27 protein-coding genes are annotated in these 23,253 nt (G+C 44.4%); 14 read left to right on the top strand and 13 right to left on the bottom strand.

The window, feature by feature from the left end; genetic code table 11:
• From LAY57_RS15660 to LAY57_RS15640, 5 genes are all read right to left on the bottom strand, one after another.
• Positions 1-3,342 (bottom strand): CHAT domain-containing protein (locus tag LAY57_RS15660; protein WP_249067713.1); only part of this gene is annotated, 3,342 nt, incomplete at its 3' end.
• A 379-nt stretch (positions 3,343-3,721) separates the two neighbouring features.
• On the bottom strand, positions 3,722-3,988 hold the full coding sequence (locus tag LAY57_RS15655) for a hypothetical protein (RefSeq protein WP_249067712.1): 267 nt from the start codon (positions 3,986-3,988) through the stop codon (positions 3,722-3,724).
• 185 nt (positions 3,989-4,173) lie between these two features.
• Positions 4,174-4,374, bottom strand: coding sequence for a hypothetical protein (locus tag LAY57_RS15650; RefSeq protein WP_249067711.1), 201 nt, complete (start codon positions 4,372-4,374; stop codon positions 4,174-4,176).
• Positions 4,375-4,508: 134 nt separating this feature from the next.
• Positions 4,509-4,742, bottom strand: a complete 234-nt coding sequence (locus LAY57_RS15645) for a hypothetical protein (protein WP_249067710.1) — start codon at positions 4,740-4,742, stop codon at positions 4,509-4,511.
• A complete protein-coding gene (locus LAY57_RS15640) occupies positions 4,739-5,083 on the bottom strand; it encodes a hypothetical protein (RefSeq protein WP_249067709.1) in 345 nt (114 codons plus the stop codon). Before LAY57_RS15640 ends, LAY57_RS15645 begins: the two co-directional genes overlap by 4 nt.
• A 315-nt stretch (positions 5,084-5,398) precedes the next feature.
• On the opposite strand from LAY57_RS15640, the gene LAY57_RS15635 reads away from it, so the two are divergent.
• The 8 genes from LAY57_RS15635 (at position 5,399) to LAY57_RS15600 (ending at position 10,891) form a co-directional block, all read left to right on the top strand.
• Positions 5,399-6,364, top strand: a complete 966-nt coding sequence (locus LAY57_RS15635; protein ID WP_249067708.1) for a glutathione S-transferase family protein — start codon at positions 5,399-5,401, stop codon at positions 6,362-6,364.
• Positions 6,365-6,540: 176 nt separating this feature from the next.
• Positions 6,541-7,254, top strand: coding sequence for a Uma2 family endonuclease (locus LAY57_RS15630; RefSeq protein ID WP_249067707.1), 714 nt, complete (start codon positions 6,541-6,543; stop codon positions 7,252-7,254).
• Between the two features lie 138 nt (positions 7,255-7,392).
• Complete coding sequence (locus tag LAY57_RS15625) at positions 7,393-8,055, top strand: DUF3318 domain-containing protein (protein WP_249067706.1); 663 nt, start codon at positions 7,393-7,395, stop codon at positions 8,053-8,055.
• Between the two features lie 177 nt (positions 8,056-8,232).
• Complete coding sequence (locus LAY57_RS15620) at positions 8,233-8,883, top strand: Uma2 family endonuclease (protein ID WP_249067705.1); 651 nt, start codon at positions 8,233-8,235, stop codon at positions 8,881-8,883.
• A 31-nt stretch (positions 8,884-8,914) separates the two neighbouring features.
• Complete coding sequence (locus tag LAY57_RS15615; protein ID WP_249067704.1) at positions 8,915-9,268, top strand: flavoredoxin; 354 nt, start codon at positions 8,915-8,917, stop codon at positions 9,266-9,268.
• Positions 9,269-9,284: 16 nt separating this feature from the next.
• Entirely contained in the window at positions 9,285-9,542 is a 258-nt protein-coding gene (locus LAY57_RS15610; RefSeq protein ID WP_249067703.1) for a hypothetical protein, read from the top strand.
• 44 nt (positions 9,543-9,586) lie between these two features.
• Complete coding sequence (locus LAY57_RS15605; protein ID WP_249067702.1) at positions 9,587-10,144, top strand: hypothetical protein; 558 nt, start codon at positions 9,587-9,589, stop codon at positions 10,142-10,144.
• A gap of 207 nt (positions 10,145-10,351) precedes the next feature.
• Entirely contained in the window at positions 10,352-10,891 is a 540-nt protein-coding gene (locus tag LAY57_RS15600) for a Uma2 family endonuclease (RefSeq protein WP_249067701.1), read from the top strand.
• 18 nt (positions 10,892-10,909) lie between these two features.
• Here LAY57_RS15600 and LAY57_RS15595 read toward each other — a convergent pair whose 3' ends face one another.
• The 5 genes from LAY57_RS15595 to LAY57_RS15575 form a co-directional block, all read right to left on the bottom strand.
• Positions 10,910-11,104, bottom strand: coding sequence for a prevent-host-death protein (locus LAY57_RS15595; protein ID WP_249067700.1), 195 nt, complete (start codon positions 11,102-11,104; stop codon positions 10,910-10,912).
• A gap of 35 nt (positions 11,105-11,139) precedes the next feature.
• Complete coding sequence (locus LAY57_RS15590) at positions 11,140-11,922, bottom strand: 7-carboxy-7-deazaguanine synthase QueE (protein ID WP_249067699.1); 783 nt, start codon at positions 11,920-11,922, stop codon at positions 11,140-11,142.
• 9 nt (positions 11,923-11,931) lie between these two features.
• Positions 11,932-12,825, bottom strand: a complete 894-nt coding sequence (locus LAY57_RS15585; RefSeq protein WP_249067698.1) for a hypothetical protein — start codon at positions 12,823-12,825, stop codon at positions 11,932-11,934.
• Between the two features lie 191 nt (positions 12,826-13,016).
• Positions 13,017-13,904 carry a hypothetical protein gene (locus LAY57_RS15580; protein ID WP_249067697.1) on the bottom strand — a complete coding sequence of 296 codons (888 nt, stop codon included), beginning with the start codon at positions 13,902-13,904 and terminating at the stop codon, positions 13,017-13,019.
• A gap of 52 nt (positions 13,905-13,956) precedes the next feature.
• Positions 13,957-14,469, bottom strand: a complete 513-nt coding sequence (locus LAY57_RS15575; protein WP_249067696.1) for a hypothetical protein — start codon at positions 14,467-14,469, stop codon at positions 13,957-13,959.
• Positions 14,470-15,091: 622 nt separating this feature from the next.
• Here LAY57_RS15575 and LAY57_RS15570 point away from each other — a divergent pair.
• The 5 genes from LAY57_RS15570 (at position 15,092) to sipA (ending at position 19,211) form a co-directional block, all read left to right on the top strand.
• Positions 15,092-16,090 (top strand): anti-sigma factor antagonist, encoded by a 999-nt coding sequence (locus LAY57_RS15570; RefSeq protein WP_249067695.1) that lies wholly within the window; start codon positions 15,092-15,094, stop codon positions 16,088-16,090.
• Between the two features lie 376 nt (positions 16,091-16,466).
• The gene (locus LAY57_RS15565; protein ID WP_249067694.1) at positions 16,467-16,649 is read left to right on the top strand and encodes a hypothetical protein; all 183 of its coding nucleotides are present in this window, start codon (positions 16,467-16,469) and stop codon (positions 16,647-16,649) included.
• Positions 16,650-16,807: 158 nt separating this feature from the next.
• Positions 16,808-17,233 carry a nucleoside deaminase gene (locus LAY57_RS15560; RefSeq protein ID WP_249067693.1) on the top strand — a complete coding sequence of 142 codons (426 nt, stop codon included), beginning with the start codon at positions 16,808-16,810 and terminating at the stop codon, positions 17,231-17,233.
• Between the two features lie 421 nt (positions 17,234-17,654).
• The gene (locus tag LAY57_RS15555) at positions 17,655-18,782 is read left to right on the top strand and encodes a sirohydrochlorin chelatase (RefSeq protein WP_249067692.1); all 1,128 of its coding nucleotides are present in this window, start codon (positions 17,655-17,657) and stop codon (positions 18,780-18,782) included.
• 180 nt (positions 18,783-18,962) lie between these two features.
• Positions 18,963-19,211: a regulatory protein SipA gene (gene sipA / locus LAY57_RS15550; RefSeq protein ID WP_249067691.1), complete on the top strand. Its 249-nt coding sequence runs from the start codon at positions 18,963-18,965 to the stop codon at positions 19,209-19,211.
• Positions 19,212-19,742: 531 nt separating this feature from the next.
• Here the strand turns inward: sipA and LAY57_RS15545 are convergent.
• Positions 19,743-20,495 (bottom strand): HEAT repeat domain-containing protein, encoded by a 753-nt coding sequence (locus LAY57_RS15545; RefSeq protein ID WP_249067690.1) that lies wholly within the window; start codon positions 20,493-20,495, stop codon positions 19,743-19,745.
• 220 nt (positions 20,496-20,715) lie between these two features.
• On the opposite strand from LAY57_RS15545, the gene LAY57_RS15540 reads away from it, so the two are divergent.
• On the top strand, positions 20,716-22,296 hold the full coding sequence (locus LAY57_RS15540; protein ID WP_249067689.1) for an IS1/IS1595 family N-terminal zinc-binding domain-containing protein: 1,581 nt from the start codon (positions 20,716-20,718) through the stop codon (positions 22,294-22,296).
• Between the two features lie 209 nt (positions 22,297-22,505).
• On the opposite strand, the gene LAY57_RS15535 is transcribed toward LAY57_RS15540, so the two are convergent.
• Positions 22,506-23,048: a GNAT family N-acetyltransferase gene (locus LAY57_RS15535; protein WP_249067688.1), complete on the bottom strand. Its 543-nt coding sequence runs from the start codon at positions 23,046-23,048 to the stop codon at positions 22,506-22,508.
• On the bottom strand, positions 23,049-23,237 hold the full coding sequence (locus tag LAY57_RS15530) for a DUF8624 family small hydrophobic protein (protein ID WP_249067687.1): 189 nt from the start codon (positions 23,235-23,237) through the stop codon (positions 23,049-23,051).
• Between the last annotated feature and the right edge of the window lie 16 nt (positions 23,238-23,253).

The following is a 23,253-nucleotide window of genomic DNA, read 5'->3' as shown; positions in this document are numbered from 1 at the left end:
CACTGAGATCTCTAACACATTGATGCTCAAACTCCTCTTGGGGTGGTGCGCCGCAGGCGCACCCCCTGAACGGTTACCTTCTACTTTAGCAGATTCTTGGCGATACCATTGGATTAAATCGGCGAAGGTGAGAGTAGAAAGCCAAGTTTGAGTTTGTTGGATTGCCAAAGCGGGAGGAATGTTATCCTTATATAATTGGTGAAATTTAATCATCATCAAAGCTGTTTCAATTTCCTCAACTTGCCAAAGCGTGCTGATAACATGAGTAACGCCTGTTGCCAAAAAGCCACTGACTAAACCAACATATTCATCGATGATACCTTGTTTGCTGGTAAGACCTGTTTCGCAAGCGGAAAGACAAGCGAGTTGGTAGCCTTTTAAGTTTAGTTGGAAGATATCTTGCAAAGTCAACATTTCTTTGTTGGCTAATTCCAAAGCTGACTCTAGGGGTTGATGGATATTGTGTTCGCCATGTCCGGTAAAATGGAAGATGTCGGCAGAATTGGAGAAAGCGGCGATAACTGTATTTTTGGTAGCTTTACCGCTTTTAATCCAGGTGAGATTATCGTAAAGTTGGGCAATAATTTGCGATTCGGTTTCGGCATATTCTAAACGACTGGGACTTTCGATGCTGAGGAGTTTTGTGGGAGTGGATTTGGCGACGGGGAAGGGCGAAGCAGATAAATCAATCCCAACTTTCAAACTGGGGAGATAAGTAATCGTAAAATCTTTTTCCCGCCACAGGTAATGCAGGGGTAGCAGGTGCAAGTCGCGATGGGGAATCAAAATTAAGTGCGTGATATCATCGCCTATCTTATTTAATATCCCCTCAACATCGAGTATGTTACCTAACTCATCCAACCTATCCGCCATTTTATCTCGCCAAGTTTGTTTTTCTTTCTTCGCGCCCTTCCCGTCTTTGGGGTTGGTTTGGTAGTCTTCTTTCCATTTTTTTAACCAATCTTCAAACTTTTGGAGTTGCTTAGCGGCGGAACCCCACCCCCAGCCCCTCCCCGCAACGGGGAGGGGGGCAAGAGTGTAGGTTGTTTTTTCTGTTTGTGTTTGAGTTTCATCTTCTCCTTCTCCCCTTCCTCCGTTGCGAGGGAAGGGGTTGGGGGATGGGGGTTCTTCATCTTCACCTTCTCCCTTTTCTCTTTGCAGGGGCCAGGGGGTAAGAGAATCCCTGTCATCTTCTCCTTCTCCCCTTCCTCCGTTGCGGGGGAAGGGGTTGGGGGATGGGGGTTCTTCTGCTAAATGAATCTGAATGCCATCATATTTGATAATAAAAGTAGTAATCGCAGCAGGACTGTAGTGCCAGTAAATTGCTGCAATACCCGGAGAGAGAAATTGTTCGATTTCGGGATATTGTAGCGGCGTTTCATCCCTCATCCCCACATAACGGGATTCGCGCAACCAACGCAAGCAGAGATTTTTCCGTTTTTCCGCTAACAAAAGTGCTTCTTTTGGTTGCGATGACTGCGCTAACAGCACTACTCGCAATTGACTGAATGTAGCGAACTTTTTGGCTAACTGGATTTTCCTTTCTTGTGATTCAGTTTCCAGTAGCAAGTTTTCCAGCATGGTATCGCCAATATCCAAACATTGCTGAAAATCTTCTTGGTAGTTGAGGGCGTTACAGACTTTGGCTAAGTCTTGCAATATTTCCAGATATCGTAACTGGAAGCGGGGGCTAACTTGTGCTACCAGAACTTCTCCTAAGATGGAAGTTTGGGAACCGGAAAGTGTTTTTAGGGCGGTGATATAACTGTTTCTTGATTCGCGCCAGTAGGGGTGGGGATTTGGTTGTCGTTTTCCGTAACGATAGTGGGCATCGCCTTTACACTGATGTAAAACAGTGCAACCTTCCTGATAGTCGGGTGTTTCTGGTTGGAGAGATTGCAACCCCTCATCCCAGTTTCGCAATGCTGCTTGATAGCCGTGTAAGTAATAGATTGCCTCACCTCGATTTGCCCAAGCATTAGCGTGTTGATAATTTGTTAACTGCAAGGCACGTTCAGAAGAAGTAATCGCTTTTTCATAAAGCCCTAATTGTAACTCTACAATTCCCTTATTATTCCAGGCATAATGGTGGTTAGAATTTATCTTCAAAGCGTATTCAACACTTGACAAAGCTTCTTTATAGCGCCCTAATGTGGTGAGCGTATCACCTTGATTATTCAAAGCAAAATAGTCGGGTTCAATATCTATAACACGACGATAGCTTGCCAGTGCCTCTTCATAACGTCCTAAGTTATGCAACGCCCAGCCCTCACGAATCAAAAGATTGATGTAGTTACGGAATGACCGACTCTCACGAGTCAAAAAAGTGATGTTATTAGGATAATTTTTTAAAACATAACGATAGCTTTCTAGGGCTTTTTCATAGTAACCTAAACTATTCATTAATTCCCCCAACCTATACCAAGCATATTCATGGTTAGGGGAGATTTCCATAACTTTTTCAAAAGCATTAATTGCTTGTTGGTACTGCCCTAATTCACTCAGCGTAGCACCTAAATTATACCAAGCATCTTCGTCGCCAGGGGAGATTTCTGTAACCTTTTGAAAAGCATTAATTGCTTGTTGGTACTGCCCTAATTCACTCAGCGTAGCACCTAAATTATACCAAGCTATGTGGAAATTAGGAGAAATTTTAACAGCTTTTTGAAAGGCATCAATTGCTTGTTGATACTGCTCTAAAACTCTCAGCGTAGTCCCCAAATTGTTCCAGGCATAGTGTAAGTTAGGGTAAATTTTGATCGCTCTTTGAAAGTAAGCAAGTGCCACGTCAAAATTTCCAACATTAGCTTCATAAATACCTTGGTTATACCACTCCGCAGCTTCCTGATTTTCGGGAACTTCTAGAATATCATCAGAAACCGAAATTGTTGTATTGGCAGTTTGCTTATCAACAGTTGGGATAACAGATGTGGCGGCAATGCTTGTTTGAGTTTCTGAATTTCCCAATAATTCCCTACCAATTTCTCCCGCCACAGCTCCCAATTCCCCACCAGCAACCTTACCCAATTGCACCATCCGCCGCCCTAATTCCTGATGAGTTTCTGGTGATTCCAATAACTTGCTGCCAAAGCGACGCAACCACGCCACCAACTCATCTTCATCAATTAGTTTGGTAATAAAAAAGCCTTTAATATTCTCCCGACTTGCGCCTTCTGCCACTATATCCAGCAGTTGCAAAAAGAAATTTTTATATTCTGCATCGCTGAGGCGTGGATTTGGTTTACTCCCAGAAGTTTCCGCGCCACGGGGGGAAGGTTGGGGTGGTTTTCCCAATAGTTGCTGCCACAATTTTTTCAGCCAGCGCCAGATTTTTGCCAACATCTGCTGCACCCAAGGGTTGCGAATATTGTCGATTGTAGCGATTTTTGGGGTTAAGAAACCCGGTTTTTCCAAAAAACCGGGTTTCTGGGGTTGCTACAACGTACCTGGGAAAGAGCGCTAAAGCGCAACAACATACCTGGGCCTGGGGAGATGCAGGTTATTAGTGTAGCGTTATAGCGAAGGTAAGGGCGGGTTTTGTTGTGAGATTATTTGTAAGAAACAAAGGATATCTGCTAAACCCGCCCCTACAAGTGGACTTAATATTAATCTTTCAGTCCGTTTAAACGGACTTTCGCTATTAGCCAAGGAATTGATTCCTTGGCGGGTGTGGGGCAAAATTAGGAGTGCGATCGCCATCTTTCACTTCATACCTACACCATCACTCTTTGCTTTCTGAAGCAATCACTAGCTTATTTCTTCTCTCAAGTCTTTCTAACCGCTGGCGACGCAAATCTACTTCCACCATTGCGTTTAATTCATCCAACTTCAAATTCAACATATCCAGTTGGTAGATAGTTTGCTGAAAGCGTTGGTGCGTCCGCTTTAATTTTTCCGGGTCTGGTAATCTTTTGGGCTGATTCATAGTAAATCCATGTCTCAACAGATTGAAAATTGTAGTTTTAGTTTCTCCTGGTAATTTTGCCATTAATTTTCATTCCCAATCCATCACTTTTACATATTAATATAGCGATCGAACCACGTAAGCGCGATCTCTTTCAGTCCGTTTTAACGGACTTTCGCTATTAGACAGGGAATAAATTCCCTGTCGGGTGTGGTGGGAAAGCAAGGGCCGATCGGGCGATCGTCTTTTTTCTCTCCCCACCCAGACTATCACTCTTTGGTTTCTGATGCGATCAACTTCTTTCGCCTCTCAAGTCTTTCTAACCGCTGTTGACACAATTCTACTTCCATCATGGCGTTTAATTGTTCCAACTTCAAATTCCAAATATCAAGCTGGCGGATAGTTTCCTGAAAGCGTTCGTGGGTGCGCTTGAATTTTTCTGGATCTGGTATTCTTTTTGGCTGGTTCATAGTAAGTCTAAGTCTCTTTTTGCTTCTCGAATACTTGCATCTCCTGCATCGAGGTTAGCTTGTCCTTCCTCGATGGACAAAAGAGGATTTAAAAATAGTGCGATCGCACTCTATAACTTCCCTATCTTTGGCTTTTAAAGTTCTTTGTTTTCCACCTCTAAATTTTGTTTTTTTAAAGCTTCTAACTGTTTCTCTACTCGACGGCGACGGCTGGCATAAAGGGGGCTATTTTGCAAATCCATTTCAGCTTGTGCGATCGCTTGATCCAGCATCATATTCAGTTCATCCCACATTAGATTAACTTCGCGCCACCTCGCAATAGACTTGGCTCTAGTTTCCGCATCAGGGATCTTTTTTTCGTTATTCATGGTAAACTCCAATTCCTTTTTGTTTCTAGGGCAGTTGCTTCTGTAGCATCGGCTGTTGCCTCTGCCTGTTCGATTGAGCGATATAGTAAATCTATGGTAGCAGAATTCGCTACTGGTTGAGACTCTGCTACTTGCAATACTAGCCCGTAAAGACGATTGTAGTAATTTCTTGCTCTTTCGGCTGCATTTTTCACTTGTTCTAGTTCGCCAATCGTTTCCTCTGTTTCTCCATACCGATCCATTAACTTAGCCTCTGTTTGCAGCGCCAGGTTTATGACCTTAAACAGGCGCGGTAGCAAGTTAGCGATCGTTCTTAAAGTTTCTTCTGGTAAATCTGCCATTATTGTCGATTTATTTCTCTGCAATTTAAATAATACACTTATTAATCGGCTATGTCTACATCTGATAAATTATGGCTTTTACCATTACAAATATAAATTGCCAATATAGTTTTGTGGTACTTATTTAATCGTTGAAATTTATCAAAATAAAAATACTAAGTGGGTGGACATAATTAAACGTAAAACTCCAGGCTCTTAGAAACCCGGTTTCTTGGAGAAACCGGGTTTCTGGAAGTTAAGTTTATTTACGCCCACCTACTTACCTTTGCCGATGCTGTTGATATAATCAATTATATAAACACAAAGGAGTTAATTATGGGTTTAGGTCTTCTCGCTGATGGTAGATGGGTATCCGAACGGGAACAAGAAGATTCCCAAGGAAAATTTATCCGACCAGTGACCAGTTTTCGCAACAAAATTACTGCTGATGGTTCCAGCGGCTTTAAAGCTGAGGCGGGTCGCTATCATCTTTATATCTCTTGGGCTTGTCCTTGGGCGCACCGCACTGCAATTATGCGAAAATTGAAGGGACTGGAAGATGTGATCGGTCTTTCAGTTGTTCATCCCGTAATCGATCAAAATAGCTGGGAATTCGCCGAGGAACCGGGTTGTATTCCGGATACCGTTAATGGTACAAACTATCTTTGGCAAATCTATCTCAAAGGCGATCCAAACTATGAGGGACGAGTCACGGTTCCCGTACTTTGGGATAAAGAAACGGGGACGATCGTAAATAACGAATCCCGCGAAATTATCCGAATGTTTGATACGCAATTTCAAGATTTTGCTAAGTCAGATTTGCATTTCTATCCTGATGATTTGCATGAAGTTATTGAGCAAACGATCGACGCCATCTATCAACCTGTGAATAATGGTGTTTATCGAGCGGGATTTGCTACCACTCAGATGGCTTATGAAGAAGGTGTGACAGATTTATTCAACGCCTTGGAACACTGGGATAAATTGTTGGGTAACCAGCGATATTTGTGCGGATCGCGCATTACGGAAGCCGACTGGTGTATGTTTACAACTCTTCTGCGTTTCGACCCGGTTTACTACGGTCATTTCAAATGCAATTTACGTCATATTTGGGATTACCCAAATCTTTGGAATTACCTTAAGGAACTGTACCAATTTCCAGGAGTTAAGGAAACCTGCAATCTCGATCACATCAAACGTCACTACTATATCAGTCATAACAAAATCAATCCCACTCGGATTGTTCCCAAAGGGCCGATAATTGATTTGGAGTCACCGCACGATCGCGACAAGCTTGGATAGGTGTTAGAAATAATTGGTAATTTTTTTTACCACAGATATCCACAGATAAACACAGATGAACACAGATAATTATCTGCGTTCATCTATGGTTTATATAAAAAATATGCTTTGATGAGATAGCGCTAAGATAAAAGTTGGCTATGCTGTAGTATTATGAATGGGGGAGAAAAGGCAGTATGTCAGTTAATCCCACAGAATTAAATATAACTTGGGAAAAATTACCAGACAATTTTGTTTTGGATGACGAACCCGTGGACAATATCAACCAGCCAGTGTTAGCATCTGCACTGACGGAAGCTTTGGAACTATCGGGAAAGCTACAGGAATCAATGCTAGTAGGAACTAATTTTGGGATTTGTGCGACTGTCGAGGGAAAAACGGTCGTGAAAGCGCCTGATTGGTTTTATGTGAGCAATGTATTGCCTACCACTCCTCCAAATCAAAACCGTCGCAGCTATACTCCCAATTTAGAAGGGGAAGTTCCGGGTGCAGTGATGGAGTTTTTGTCTGAGACTGAGGGAGGCGAATACTCAATCAAGTCAAAATATCCGCCAGGTAAGTGGTATTACTACGAGCGGATATTGCAAGTGCCGAACTATTTCATTTTCGAGCCAAATGCAGGATGGCTAGAATTATATCAATTAAATGCTTCGGGAAGATACCAAGTAGCTCCAGCGGATGCTAACAATCGCTACTGGATTCCTCAAATCGGACTATTTCTGGGAGTTTGGCAGGGAACTAAGGCAAACAGGACGGGATTTTGGTTGCGTTGGTGGGATGAAACCGGACAGATGTTATTGTGGGGAACGGAGTTAGTGGAACGGGAACGCCAACGGGCTGAACGTTTGGCAGCTCAGTTGCGATCGGCTGGGATTGAGCCAGCAGTGTGAGGGCGAATGGCGTCTAAGCGCTACTACAAAGCGGTTTATCGCCACTCAAGTCAGACTTCTGTGTTAACCCATACAATTGTAAAGGTATACTCTAAAATAGACCTTTTTTTCTGCTGCTAACTTGCTGGGGTTGGACTTATGACATCTTATGCAACTTCCTCTGCTAGATCCGAAATGAGTGAACTGCGGCGTTTGAAAAGCTTATTGCCGCCAGAAATGCAGAGTTGGGTCACAGTTGAAGGAACGACTGAAGTAAATCCAACCCTGATCCGCTGCGAAGAAATCGGGAAAGACCAGGTGGAAATTCAAATAGACTTGGTGAAATGGGAGCAATTGGCGCTGGATCAGCGCAATTTGCTGTTTTGGCACGAGGTCGCCCGCGTTCAAAACGATACAATTCCCAGAGATGGGTGGGAAATGGCGGCGCTAGCGATCGGTTTGGGTGGCGCGGTGGGAGAATTGTGGGTGCAAGATGGCTTGTTGCTGGTGTTGGCGCTGGCGCTGTGCGGCGTGTCGGGTTGGCGGCTGTATCAGAAAAATAATGCCGATCGCACCTTGAAGGAAGCTTACGACGCCGATGAGAAAGCGATCGCACTCGCTACCCGTTTCGGCTACTCTCTCCCCAACGCCTACAAAAGTCTGGGAAGCGCCTTGAAAGCGATGATCGACCTCACCCCCGCTAAACGCCAGCGCAACAAGTACGAAGCGCGACTGCAAGCCCTCAAACGCAGCGCCAACAAGGCCAAAGCCAAAATCAAATCCAATCGCGAAGTTTCCCAATCGGAAGATATTTACGGTTAGGCGATCGGTTTTGCAAAAGAAACCCGGTTTCTTGAAGAAACCGGGTTTCTGGACTCAAGTCAAAATTTAACAGCTTATTTTTTATCCTATTTATCATCAAGAAATTATTGGTTTGGTCGCCAGATCTATTCATCCTTGTGGTCAATCCAAAATCCAAAATCCAAAATCTAAAATCCTATGACCACTCTTACCCTTACCCTCAAACCTGTTAGCCAGATAAAATTAGATCCCGGTAGTGTGGTAACGATCTCAAACGTGAGTTGGTTAGAATTTGAATCGATTTTGCAGGAATTGGGAGAAAAGCGAAGCACAAGAATTGCCTACAGCAAAGGTACTTTACAAATCATGGTTCCTTTACCAGAACACGAAATTCCCAAAGATCTGATCTCGGATATTGTTAAAACATTGCTAAAGGCAGTAGGCATTCGATACCAGCCTTTTGGCTCAACTACATTTAAACGTGAAGGAGTAGCAGGTGTTGAACCGGATGCTTGCTTTTATATTGAAAATTATCAAATTATGATCGGTCGTCGCCGACTTGAACCAGGCGATCCGCCACCCGATCTGGCGATCGAGACAGATGTTACTTCTAAAACTACTCTCAATGCTTATGAAGCGATCGCAGTTCCAGAATTATGGGTTTACGATCGTGGTAAACTCACTATCTATTTGCTTAGAGATGGAAAGTACATCAAATCTGACACCAGTCCTAATTTTCCAGATATTGCGATCGCGCAGATAATTCCCCCTGTGGTAGAACGTGCTTGGCAAGTGGGAAGTTATCAAGCTTTGGAAGAGTTTGAAACTGCGATCGCTGAGGGAAAATAGCAACAAACTTAGTTTTAGTAACTAAACTGTAATGAGTGCCCAAGAAGAACCTATAATTGTAGAGAGAATTCATGATGACGCTTTAGTGGTTCGAGGGGGTGCTAACCGTCCGGCAGACATTCAACGAGGAATAGGAACTCATCCCAGTGGTGTAACTGGAGTATCAGTACAGAGTGCAGCAGGAGTATCTTTAGCAGAATTGGCAGCAGGAATTCCTCACCGACTTGTCGGTGTTACAACTGTTAAAGAAGTTCGTTTATCGGGTGGAGATGTAATTCGCACTTCTGGAAGGACTCCATATCATGCAACTTTGACGGGATTATCTCCAGAACAGATAAGCAATCTTTTAATACCTACGATTTCCAATCCAATAATAGAACGATAAGTAATGGAGAAAAGAAATGGAACAGTTGAAAGTTTTTGCAGATTTCCATAATGCAGATGTGCAGGGACGACTGCGTTTAAACTGCATTGGAACGCTAGAAGATCTAGCCCTTCAGAAAATCTCATTGCAAAAGGGACAACTTCTGAGAATCTACAGCGAGGATTTGCAAGTTGATGGTGTAGTTGAGTATTCTGAACAAGAAAAACTATGGGTGGCGGTAATAGATTGGAATGCCATTCGAGAAAGAGAGCTAGTAATCCAAACAGAAAAATAAGGGGAGAATTATCATAAGTTTATCTAGGATCTAAAGGTAAGTTAATGGCTAAATATTTTGAACGCCAAACCTTAGAAACGACGGAGGTTGTATTCAATGCTAAAAAGGTTAAATGGGATATGCCTTGCATCCAAGTCACCCATAAAGCACCGAAAGCATTACGAGCGACAATGTTGCTAATGGGTCGAAACATGAAGATAGAAACAAAAGCGTTTAATGTTACGCCCTATTCAGTTGCACTGAATGAAGGCGCTGACTGCATTGGCTACTTGATCCATGACCAGACATTAGGCGATTATGAAGAGATGTACGCTAACATTGTGGGCGGTGCGTGTTTTCGTTGGCGTCAGTGGGAAGGTCAAAACCCAAATTGGTGGTTGCAGTGGGTTTGGATTTTTCCCTCTTACCGCAATCACGGGATGTTCGATCGTATAAAAATGGGCAGGAATTTGAGCCTGATGGATAAAGCTTGGGAGGTGTTTGAGCGGCATCATCCTGAGTTTATCGTTGAAGGGCCTTACAGCCAAGCTATGAGGGCGTTTCTCAAAAAATCTCCTGACAGAATGAAGCGATGTCCTAATCCTAAATGGCTAGAAAAGTAGTGGATTGTATTATTCTTAAAGATGTATAGCAGCCGCCAAGGCGGTTAAGACAACTCCAACTCTTACCTCTGGTTCATAATCCCTTACGGAGTAACCTTTTCCCTCTTAGATCTTCCCTAGCCCCTAGCCCCTAGTCCCTAGCTATAGCAGGTGGGCAATGTCTACCTGATTTTAACCACTAATTAATATGAAATAAACCGAAACCTGATGGCTACCTCTACCCAAAGACTCACCCTGCAAGACTTCCTGAAACTGCCCAATATTGAGGAGTCGCCAGCTTGGGAATTCGTAGACGGACAAGCAAATCAAAAACATATACCCACAATTCACCATAGCATTTTGCAGAAACGCTTGACTGCTGCGATCGATCGAGCAAACTCACCCTACGAAGCTTTTCCAGAACTACGCTGTACTCTCAGCAGCAATTCTGTCGTTCCCGATATTACAGTTATCCACAAAAACCGAGTTCCTACTGGGAATACTCCTGTTGAAGGCCCACCCGATTGGATGATTGAAATCCTTTCTCCTGACCAAAGTACTACTAAATTGATTGCCAAAATTCAAACCTGCTTGCAAGAGGGGACAAAGCTAGGATGGTTGATCGATCCGACCGAGGAGGTGATTGTGGTGCTGTGGCCCGATGCTCGTATTGGTTTGCACAAAAACAGCCATCGCCTGCCTGTCCTGCCGGACATGACCTTAGATTTGACCGTTGTGCAGGTGTTTGGTTGGGTACGCGATCGATGATATTATGGTGGCGCTTTTCTATTCCCATTTAATATCTTCTAAACGAATTCCCTCACCAGAACGGATGCCTTTTCTTGCTGCTGCAATTCGTTTCAAAAAGCGAGGATCTTTTTCTAGTTGATAATCTGCCAAATCTTCTTGTGATTGCAAACCAAGCAACATTCCGACAGGTTTTCCTTGATGGGTGATGAGAATATCTTCTTGTTCTGCCATTTGTAAAAATATCGATAGGTTATGGCGGACGTAATTTACAGTTGATTCATCATTTTATGAGTCTGCGGGATAACTCGCACTTGTTTGACGAAACGCTTCATCAATGATTGCCATTCTAATACGCGATCGGGCCTTGGCGCAACCACCGACTCCTTACCCGGTATTGGCGTTACGGGTTGCAAAAATACTGGAATTGAGGCATCTACAGAAGCTACCAACTCTCCCGCCTGTTCTAACTCGGCTGGATTGGTTTGGCTGGAAATAATTATTTTGATAAATACTTCTACTTGTGCATCGTGACAAAGATGTAAAAATTCCTGATGAACTTGCCAGCGATTTTCGCCACTGACGCTAGGCAACTTGATGTCCATACCAACGGAATCCAAGTATGGCAAAACCTGGGATAATTGCTGTGGACGATGACCGCCAGTTTCCAAGTATATTGGCAAATCGGTGAGCGATCGCACTTCTGGCAAAAATTGCACCAAAAAAGGCACAGAAAGCAGCGGTTCCCCACCAGTCAAACTAATGCTATCGTGCAATCCCGGTTGATTTTGCCTCTCCACCCATGACAGCAAATCTGGTAGCGCCACGGGATTGGGGTGAGTTTCAAAGTCGCGCAATCCCGGCGTTTTCTCAATTTGGCATATCTCTGGAAGACTCCAAGTATGAGCGCTATCGCAAAAATGGCAGCGCAAATCGCACAACGCAAAACGGATGAAAATTTGCCGCGTACCCACATTGAGTCCCTCCCCTTGAATAGCGGAGAACACCTCAATTAAACGCGCCTTTGGTTGTTCTGTGATTTGCGTTGCCATATTTTTTCTCTAAATTTCAGAAGCAGCTCGTTCGATTAAGCGACGAGCCACAGTTTGAGTTCCTGTATGTTCAAAATAGTTGGTTGTCATGTCCAGAAAAGCAGCCACATAATCCAACTTATCATCAGCTATGTCCACATATTGTTTCAAATTGCCAAGAAAAATTTGTGGCGTTAAATGATGAGAACCTACGAAATTACCCATCCAGCCTTGCACCGAGGCAAAGCTTGCACCGATAAAGCCCAGTTTGTCCCCTGCACTACCTCCTGGAATCAAGTTGCTCAGGTTTTGAAAAGTAGAATTTTGTTGTAATAGTGAAGGATTAAGTCCGCCGAGAGTTGACTGCACTTTCATAATAAAATCGGGGCCAAGCGGAACCAAGCCATCTACGCAAACCAACGCTGCCATCCTAATGAGAGATTCATGATGATAACTGCTCAATGCTGCTTTAAAATCATCAAGTTCGATCGCAGCAGAGCCATTCATTTTGGAGAACGCGATTAACTCTGCTACCAATTTTATCGCCAAATCAATAGTTTGAACAGTATCAGCCTTGGGAGTTAGCTTGTTTAAAAAAGACAGAAAACCAACCTTTTCGCCAATTTTGTTAGCCATTGCGGCTGCACCCAGCGCACTATCCGCATTATCTACCGTTTGGTAGATCCACATAGCCTGCTGGTATGGTAAGGAGCGATCGCTGTACAGATCCAGAGCGCGATCGCGTATTTTCTTCACCGTTTTTTTATCCGTTTCACCAGTAACAGCCCGAATGGTGTTTTCAAAACCAACTAAATTTTCCCACTCGCCAGGAACAACAGAATCCAAAGCTCGCAACAAATAAACCGTCACATTTTTAGTTGATAGATTATCAACTAACTCATCAATCGATTTAGTCTGACTCATCTCGATTTTAGATTTTGGATTTTAGATTTTGGATTGCTTGTGCATTTAAAGCAGCCTATTGAAGAAGGGGCTAGGGAAGAGGGAAGAGAGAAGAGGGGGAAATTCGGCTCCTCTGTTCCTCCGATCCTCTGCTTCTTTTGAATGAGTGACTTTTGAATGAGTGACTTTTCTAGACCCTAGCCTCTTCTCGATCAAATTTCGGCAACAGCGCGTTCAATTAGACGACGAGCCAAAGTTTGAATGCCAGTGTGTTCGTAGTAGTTGGTTGACACATCAAGGAAAGCACCGAGATAATCTAGTTTGTCATCAGCAACGTCTATAAAGCTTGACAAATTTTTGGCAACATTGTTTGGTGTCAAACCGCGAGAGTTAACGAAGTCGCTCATCCAACCAGAAACGGAACTAAAGCTTTCGTTAATAAAACCCAGTTTACCTGAAGAATTACCGCCCGGAATCAAATCATTAACACCTTTAAAAGTCTGATTTTGTTCCAACTCCTGCGGGCTCATGTTGTTGAACTTTGAGAGAACCATTTGGATAAAGTCCGGGCCAAGGGGAATCAGACCATCAAAGCAAACTAGCGCCGCCATCCGCATCAGAGACTCGCCGCTGTAATCGCCTAAAGCTCCCAAAAAATCGCCAATGCTATCACCGGGAATCCCGTTAATTTGGCAAAAAGCTACTAACTCAACCACCAATTTGACAGCTAGATCAATAGTTTGAGCTTTGTCCGCTTTGGGAGTGATATTGCCTAAGAAACCCAAAAGAGGAATCTTCTCACCAACTTTGTTGGCTAAAGCAGCTGCACCCAACGCAGAAGAAGCGCTATCAACAGTTTGATATAGCCACAGGGCTGTTTGGTATCCCTGAGATTTGTCGTTGTACAGATAGATGGCGCGTTCGCCAATTTGTCGGATTAAATCTGGGTCGGTTTCGCCAGTGACAGCACGAATGGTGTTGTCAAAGCCAACCAAATTTTGCCACTCGCCAGGAACGGCAAAATCGAGCGCGCGCAGCGACATCACCGTCAGTCCGCCAGTAGGCAGTTCATCCACCAATTGATAAATCGTTTTGCTCACAAAAAAAATCCTTGTTTAATGGTTGCGATCGGTCACGGTACAGCCAGAAAATTTACTTGAGTTGGGCAAGTCCGCTCAGGTTAAATTTTTGCAGCCAAGCTACGCGATCGTTCTTCGTAAACGAGTCGTCGCGTGATGCCACTTTTACCTGGTAGCGATTATTTACAAGAATCCCAGTACCTTTACCCGGAGCTTCAGCAGCTGGATAACCGGCAATTTTTTCGGTGCTGTTCTGGTATTTATCCTTTGCAGTTGGGGTGCTGGTTATATCGTTAATAGACAGCATGGCAACATTCTTGCCGCCTTTGTTCAGCTTATACTCGGCAAACCCTTTCTTTTCCTGTGCTGCTACGACTTGGTAGCCATCAGCAGATTTGGGAAAGAATTTGTTAAAGCTGCTGCCCTGTTCGGCTTTCCTGGCAACAGCCGGAGTAGCACCCCTCTGGGTACTTTCCTGCTGTGTCTTGGCATAAGGAGAGGTATCCTGCGCCCTACAGGAAGTTACAAGCAGCAACACGGCCAGTAGGAAGGCAGGTAGAATTCTACGCAAACGACGAAAAATCATTTAAAACCTCGCGGGAATATGGAAACCACCATCTTTTAAGTGGTGGAGGAAATGTGGTGCGGCATTTTTAAATGCCGTCCCCTTTTTGGGGTGGACAAGCAGAGGAATAGTGCTTGTCCAATTTCCCTGTATGCCGGGAACGCCTTGCTATTCCAGTAAAGTTAGCCTTGCCAATGTTATCGGTCGGTACTATCCAGACAGCACTGTCTTACCCCTCGTAAAACTGTTTAACCATTTGGTTCTAGAGCAGGGAGCTGGCTACGCACTCCTTGGTAGGAACTTCAACACTTGCCGATAACGTAGTCCTGTATAGGACTGAGGCTGGTCAGCTAACTGAAGATGGAGGTATGATACCCAGTCATTTCAGTGCGGGGTGCTGACCGCATTCTCCAAACGATCGGGGTTACAGTACCAATTTTCGCTTACACTTTGCCGATCTGTGTTGAATAAGTGGGGACACAACACGGATTTAAACACAGATGTACTGATGAGCCCCTACAAACTCAAAACTCACCCTTCCCCTTTCCTCGCTATAATCATTAAAACTATAATTTGTCAATAGACCCTAAACAGTTTCTGGCGTTTGCTTTCCATACTGCTGTATGGTTATATTTAGTTCCTCGTGATTAGTCACATCTCAAAGGTAGATTTTCGGGTTAAGTTCTTGAAAGAAATTCCCTTGATTCAAGTACCCCCTCGTTTAAGCGTGCTGGAGGCAGTGGCCTTCAAGCAAAACTTTAAACAGCTTTGCCAGGGAAGTCCTCTTCCCAACCAAATTATCATTGATTTTAGCCAGACCACTTTTATGGATAGCAGTGGTTTGGGCGCTCTGGTCAGTAATCTCAAAACCGCACAGCAGCAAGGGATTAACTTAGTACTCCGCCACGTTCAACCTCAAGTTATGGCGGTGTTGTCTCTCACGGGACTGGACGCAGTTTTTACTATTGAGCAAGCCCGCGAACCCGTTACGCCTACAGTAAACCGCCGCAGCGAATGGAAGCCCCCAGTTACCCATCCTTCTGTCCGTTCCTGGGTTAAACGTGCCATAGACGTTGTGGGGGCGCTGGTAGGTTTGGGAATTACGGCGATTTTGTTTATTCCGATCGCAGTCGCGATTAAGCTGGATAGTCAAGGGCCCATTTTCTTCGGTCAAATCCGCTGCGGCTGGATGGGAAGGCGGTTTCGGATTTGGAAGTTCCGCTCAATGTGTACCAATGCCGAAGCCCTCAAGTCAACCGTCGAAAACCAAGTATCGGGAGCCATTTTCAAAAATGATAAAGACCCCCGCGTTACAAGGTTAGGCCGCTTTATGCGTCGAACCAGTCTGGATGAACTGCCTCAGTTTTGGAATGTGTTGATTGGAGAAATGAGTTTAGTTGGTACGCGACCACCTACTCCAGATGAAGTGGAAAGTTATGAGGTTCCTGAGTGGCAGCGTTTAGATGTCAAACCTGGTATGACTGGGGAATGGCAGGTAAGCGGACGCTCTCAGCTTCGCAGCTTTGAGGATGTAATTCGTTTAGATTTGAAATATCAACAAAATTGGAGCCTAATCTATGATATAAAGCTTATTTTGAAAACTATTGTCGTCGTGTTCCGTAAGAATAGCGGTGCTGTTTAGCTCATTGGTCAGAGGGGGAGAGTGGGAGAGTGGGAGAGTGGGAGAGGAGAAAATCAATAAAAATGTTCTTATGTGAACAAAAGCATCGCAACTCCGAAAGAGCCACCCCTCTTCCCTCAACGCTCGCCCCTAGCTCCTCTTCCCTAGCTATAATTTGGTTTTTATCTCAAAATTGTGATTTTATTAACAGAAAAATATTTTGGGTTATGTTCTAATAAATTATAGAACATAAGATTTCTACACAGTATCTCCATATTGTTGGTTTACTGTCAAAGTAGGATCTGCTCAGTGGTTAATTCGACCAGAGTTAATGGTTTTAATCTCACAGATCTGAATTTGATTAACCGTAATGACTATATTTAACAGGAGGATTATCATGACTAAGTGTCTTTGTTGCTCTAATCAGTTACTACGCCACATCAGACACAGCCGCGTTTACTGGTTTTGCTCCCACTGCTGGCAAGAAATGCCAGATCTTACGGAGGTAGTTACGGCCCGTCAGCCGTATGTGCCAACAATCAAGCACTTGGTCGATCGGCCTGTCTTAACTACCAGCTAAAAAGTATTTCCAGTTAATTCGCCAACAGTATCCGGCTGAGGTCAGGGGGCTTTAATTTGTATATAAAGATTAAATAATGGCACTTTTGGCTGGCAGCTTTGGAGTATTCTCGTTATCCTTAGAAATCGTTGAAGTTCCAGCCAGGGATGTTGTAGCGGATGAACCACGAAGATTTTATGAAGATAGCGATCGCACAAGCAAAGCTTGGAGATACGCCATACGGTACTGCGATCGTGAAAGATAACCAAATTGCGATCGCGGCCCATAACACCGTCAAGCAAGACAACGACCCCTCAGCTCATGCAGAAGTCAACGCCATTCGCCGTTTAACCGCTAAACTTCAAAATCGTTCTCTAGAAGGTTATACCTTATATAGCACTTGCGAACCTTGTCCTATGTGCGCTACAGCCTGTATTTGGGCAGGCATATCAGAAATTATCTTCGGTGCTTCAATTAAAGATTTGATCGAGTTTGGCGCAGCCCAAATTGATTTACCTTGCGAAGAAATCATTGCCAAGGGCTTTAGAGAAATCAAAGTCACTCCAGGGATCTTAAAATCTGAGTGTATGGCATTGTTTAAGTAGGGTGCGATCGGAAAATTTAACCTCCTGAATTAGGTAAATCTAGTAGGGACAATAGGTACACACACTTTATTACTTTTGTCAACAACGATTAATGGATTGGTGTTATAGGGGAAGAAGAGAAGACAACCCGGAAAAGTGGGGGGAAAAATCATGTACCTCATCCAAGCGCAAACGGCTATATTTATTTTGACTTTTGACTTTTGACTTTTGACTTTATCCCACTCCCCCGCATTTTGGAAAATAGCTCGATCGGTTAAGATATCAAAGCACACCCAAGCCATAAACAGGATAGGGAAACTTCGGTGTAAGTCCGAGGCTGTGCGGCAGCTGTAAACGAGGCAATTTAGCCTTGTAAGCCAGAATGCCTACCTGTTAAACGTTCACTTTAATTTCCCGCCTTGCACGGGAAAGGATTTTGTTGATGCCTACAGTAAATTCATTTAGTCCCCCTTCAGACTCCCACTCCGAGTCCTTTGAATTGCCACCCCTGCCGCTACAACGTCCGCTGTTGATGATCGGTCACGGCACCAGAGATGATGAGGGAAGGCAAACTTTCCTGGATTTTGCCAATGCTTATCAAGCTTTAGACACCTCCCGCCCTGTCGTACCCTGCTTTCTGGAACTCACCGGCCCTACAATTCAAGAGGGAGTAGATAGGTGCGTGGAACAAGGCTACACTGAACTGTCAGCGCTGCCAGTGTTGTTATTTGCAGCTCGACACAATAAGTTTGATATTACTAACGAGTTAGACAGGGCAAAGCTTCGACATCCTCAGCTGAAATTTCACTACGGGCGTCATTTTGGGATTACCCCTGGTATTTTGGAATTGTGGCGATCGCGTCTTGCCTCACTCGAAAAGCCCGATCGCAACAGAGAGGACACCGCCCTGCTGTTTGTCGGTCGAGGTTCCAGCGACCCCGATGCTAACGGCGATGTGTACAAACTCGCCCGCATATTGTGGGAAGGCAGTGGTTATCTCACCGTTGAAACCTGCTTCATCGGCATTACTCATCCCCGTTTGGAAGAAGGTTTCCGTCGCGCCAGACTCTACCAACCCAAACAAATTATTGTCTTACCCTACTTCCTTTTCACAGGAATCCTAGTTAAAAAGATTTTTGATGTCACCGCCCAACAGCAAGAGCAATATCCCAATATTTCAATGACTTGTTTACCGGAAATGGGACTTCACCCCCAGCTTTTCCGGGTATTGCGGGAGAGGGAAATTGAAACTCAGCTGGGTCAAGTGCAGATGAACTGCGAGATGTGCAAATTTCGTCTAGCATTTGTAGGAAATAGTCATGGTAATGGTCACAGTCATAGCCAAGATCATTTCCATCAAGGACACGAACACCCCCATCACCACAATCACGACCACTCCCACGATAATTACGCTCACACTCACGACCATGAGAAGAGTGATGAGCATTTGCACTCTAGCACTCACGGACACAATCATCACCACAACGGCAGTGCAAACCATTCCCACCCCGCTGTTGACCCTTATGCCAATTTAGAACAATATCATCAAAAAATTTGGCAAGCGCCCTAAACAATTTTGGATTTTGGATTTTGGATTTTGGATTGTCAATTTTAAATAAATTTTTAATTGGCAATTCCTCACTTCAATATTCCCTTTCCTAATGACAACTGACAACTGACCACTGACAACTGACAACTGACCTGACAACTGACAACTGACCACTGACAACTGACAACTGACCACTGACCAATGACTAAAGAATTTACAGTTGGTGAAAAAGTGCGGGTGGTAGCAATGCCACCTTACGTCAAAACAGCCGAACCAATGCCAATGCTGCGTTCGCCAAACTTAATTCAGCTTGGCGAAGAAGGAGTGGTGATCGATCGGCGTCCCGGCGGTTATTGGGGTGTCCGCTTTGCTAAGGGAGCATTCCTCATGGATACTCAGTATATTGAGGCTGTGGGGAACATTCGGGAAACCTCAGAAAAAGAGGAATAAACTAGATTTTGGATTTTGGATGAGAGGATTTTATCCCAACCGCCAAGGCGGTTAGGAGGTAGTTACAGCGGTTCCCGCTATTATAAGATACAGTAGCAGCAAATAATACCGATTCAATGTCTGTTGCGGCGCTTTATTGACGTAGTGGCAATTCATGAATTGCCACTACGCCAATAAAATTGACTTGTACCGAATTACAGCGGGAAACGCTGTAATTGCTGAAACTCTAGCCCCCGATCCCTAGCTATATCATGTCCTTACGCATAGGTTATCTAAAAAATTCTTGTGATTATTCTTATCTGCGTTAATCTGCGTGTATCTGTCTTCATCTGCGGTAAAAATTAAACCAAACGATAACAACAGACAATTTGACGATATCACTCATGTACTAACGATGCAACCGGACACGATATGAGATAGATACCCGACTTCTTGAAGAAGTCGGGTATCTATCTATTTAGATTTCAGATTTGAAAACTTTACTTTTAAATCTGAAATTTTAAATCTAAAATCTGAAATTTCCCCCTCCCACTACCCTTCCTGTTCTAGCGCTTCAATCACTTGCAGTCCGCGAGGGTCGCCAACTCTCAGCAGAGAGGCTTTGGCGTCTTCTCTGACTCCCATATCTCTATCTTCTTCTAAAGCCATGATTAAACCATCGATCGCACCAGCATAGACAATATTGGAAGGCAATTCGCGGCAGAGTTGTCCTATAGCCCAAGCACAGTTACTTCGCACTGCGGCTACCCGATCTTGGATTAAGGCTTCAATCAGCGGCGGAACGGCGGCTACTACTGCCTCATAGCTTACATCAGCCATTTGTGCCAACCCACTAGCGGCCCACAAACGCACCGCAGAAATATCGGTTTTCAGGGCATCTATCAATGGTGGCAAAGAACGGCTAGAGCGGCAATTTCCCAAAGCCCAAACGATACCTTTACGAACATAGCCATTCCAATCGCGATTCAGCTGGGCGATTAACGGCTCAACGGCATCTCGGCTGGGATTTCGTCCCAACGCATAAGCTGCACTTACCCGCACTAACGGACAGACATCTGTCAGGAGGCGAATCAGATGGGGTATAGCCCGTTCGTCCTGAAGTTCGCAGAAAGCCCGCGTCGCGATCATACGTTGCTGCGTTTCGTGCGCCGTCAGCAGCGCCAGCATTGCCTCTGGATCTGGCTTTGCCGCCTCTGATTCTGCTTCCAGCGGTTCTAGCCGATCCAAGGGACTTTCTAGGTCAATTTCTGGATCGAGTAGGGTCAGGTCGTCATCGTCATACATAATTTTAAAGTACCTTAATCAGAGCCGATCCCACCAGCTTCTCTACGGTTAAATCTGAGAAATTTCGGACTCAAACAGTTCCAAGGACAGCCTACTGACACTCACAAAAGTTAAGAAACTTAAAATTATAACGTATTTTTTAATATTCAAAATTTGAATTTGGTATAGTACACCACATCAAGGGCTGTACAATTAAGTGCCTCAAGACCAGGAGTATAATGTGACAGATTACTTAGAACCCTATCGGCAGATGGTTCGTGGGATTCGATTCGCTCCCCCGCAGGGACAACATGAGCGATTCAATCGATTGGTGCATCAGCCGCTTCCAGTACCGCCGGTGCATGATTCTCATCAAGCAGAGGTTGCACCGATATCTTTTGTTGCACTCGATCCGGGGCCAAATCCCGATCCGTCCGAACACGCGGCGGCGCTAGTTCGTGGAGCGGTTTCTAAGCATACCGTTTTGCCACTTACCTACAACATTCAGGAGAATGTAGGCGATCGCATCAGCCGCTTAGCCAGACCCAAACAGGCCGCACCGCTAATTATAGCGCCTAAAATTCCCGAACCAGATCCTAACTGGACACCGCCGCCTCCACCTCCTATCCAGCATTTAGTCATCTCCACACCAGCGCAGACTCAAGTACCTGTTGCTAGTGAGCCTATTCTCCCTCAGACAGAAACGCCAATCGACTCAAATCAAATCCCTACAACTGTGGGAAAAACTGAGGATTTATCTCCTCAAGAACCTGAGTTAATCGACTCAAATCAAATCCCCACAACTGTGGGAAAAACTGAGGATTTATCTCCTCAAGAACCTGAGTTAATCGACTCAAATCAAATCTCCACAACTGTGGGAGAAACTGAGAATTTATCTCCTCAAGAACCTGAGTCAATCGACTCAAACCAAATTCCCACAATTGTGGGAGAAACTGAGGATTTATCTCCTCAAGAACCTGAGTCAATCGACTCAAACCAAATCCCCACAATTGTGGGAGAAACTGAGGATTTATCTCCTCAAGAACCTGAGTCAATCGACTCAAACCAAATCCCCACAACTGTGGGAGAAACTGAGGATTTATCTCCTCAAGAGATTCAGCCATTAGATTTAAGTGAAGCTACCGCAACAGTTGAAAATGAGTCTGTTATCGCTGAGAAAGAAACATCAGTAGATTTAAATCAAATTCAGACAGGAGTTGAAACTAAAGAGGTAGCCAATCAAGAGAATCAGCCGCTCCAAGACAGCCAAATAGAAACGAATTTTGTTGAAAATGAGGATGTAGTTGCACAAGAAAATCAGCCAATAGAGATAAGTCAAGTTTTCCCGACAGTTGAAAGCGAGTTAGCGGCTGAGACTGAAAAAAATACCGTCACAGTTGAAAGTGAATCTGCTATTTCCGAACCGGAGATAGCCGCAAAGGTAAGTCAAACTGCTGTCGAAACTGAGGAAGTAGTTAAACAAGACAATCAGCCAGTGGAGTTAAGTCAAACTCTCATAACTGATGAGTCGGAATCGACTGTTTCTCAACTGGAACCATTGCCAATAGTAGAAAGCAAAAAATCAAAAAGTGAGAAGCTTCAGATTACCTGTCCCAAATGTAACTCTGGTGATCTCCGCAAGAATGGTCGTCAAAAGGACAGGCAAAAATACCTTTGCAAAGATTGCGGTAGACAATTTCTCTGGGCTGGTGAGGTAGAGTCAGAACCAAAGCCTGCTGATGAAGTCTTCACCAGTAAACCAAAAAGTTCTAAGGGCAAAGTTAAGAAACAGTCCAAAGGATTTGGCCGTAACAAGAGATAATATCATGTCCGGTGGCATCGGTTGCCTAAAAAATCCCTGGTTTTATCTGTGTTCATCTGTGTTCATCTGTCTACCCTACGGGAAGGCGAAGCGCCTACATCTGTGGTAAAAATTTAACCACGGATGACAATAAACAATTTGGCGATATCACTCTTAAACTAACGATGCTACCGGACACCAAAATCGACAATCCAAAATCTAAAATCCTTTCATTCAACATTTTTGGGAAACAGAGGTTTAAGCATCCAGAGGGACTGAGTTTGGTAGCCCAAATTACGGTATAAATTCATAGCGGGTTGATTGACTTCAAATACCTGAAGACCCATTTGCCGATCGCCTCTGGCTTTGGCCCAATCCTCGGCATGACGCATCAAAGCAGTACCAACGCCCTGCCGACGGTGTTCTGGCACAACATAAAGCAAAAAAATATGGGCATGGCGATCGCCATTTACCTGATCGATCGCATTACCCAACCACAGACAAGCCACCCATTCACAGACTTTTTGCCCCCCTTTCCCCCCCTCGGTCCCCCCGCCACGGGGGGAAGAATCGGGATGATCTTCCCCCTTTCCTACAAATTCCACCCACCAAAGAGGCGTTTCCTTGGAAAAGTATCGATCGACTGTTTCAGCCAAATGGGAATAATTCTGGACTGGAAACAGTTCTTGGTAAGTCCGCTGCAAAAACTTTACCAGCAAGGCCCGATCCAGACCCGACCCAGCGTGTAGCTGATAGCCTGGTAGCAACAGCATTTATAGCTCAGTCTGTAGGGTGGGTAATACCGAGCCTACATCTTGTGTAGCAGCGGAACCGACTTCCTCAATTGGTGCTGGTGCAGCCATATCGCTGGGCAAAAATATCCGAGCGCTAACGGCTACTAAAGCCACTAAAAACACCAGCAAAATTAAAAACGGAGTTACATATTCACGAAAGAAAGCCATATTTATCGTGCAGGAG

Origin of the sequence: Argonema antarcticum A004/B2 (genome assembly GCF_023333585.1) — a bacterium.
GTDB lineage: Bacteria > Cyanobacteriota > Cyanobacteriia > Cyanobacteriales > Aerosakkonemataceae > Argonema > Argonema antarcticum.
This window is presented reverse-complemented; position numbering and strand designations above follow the sequence as displayed.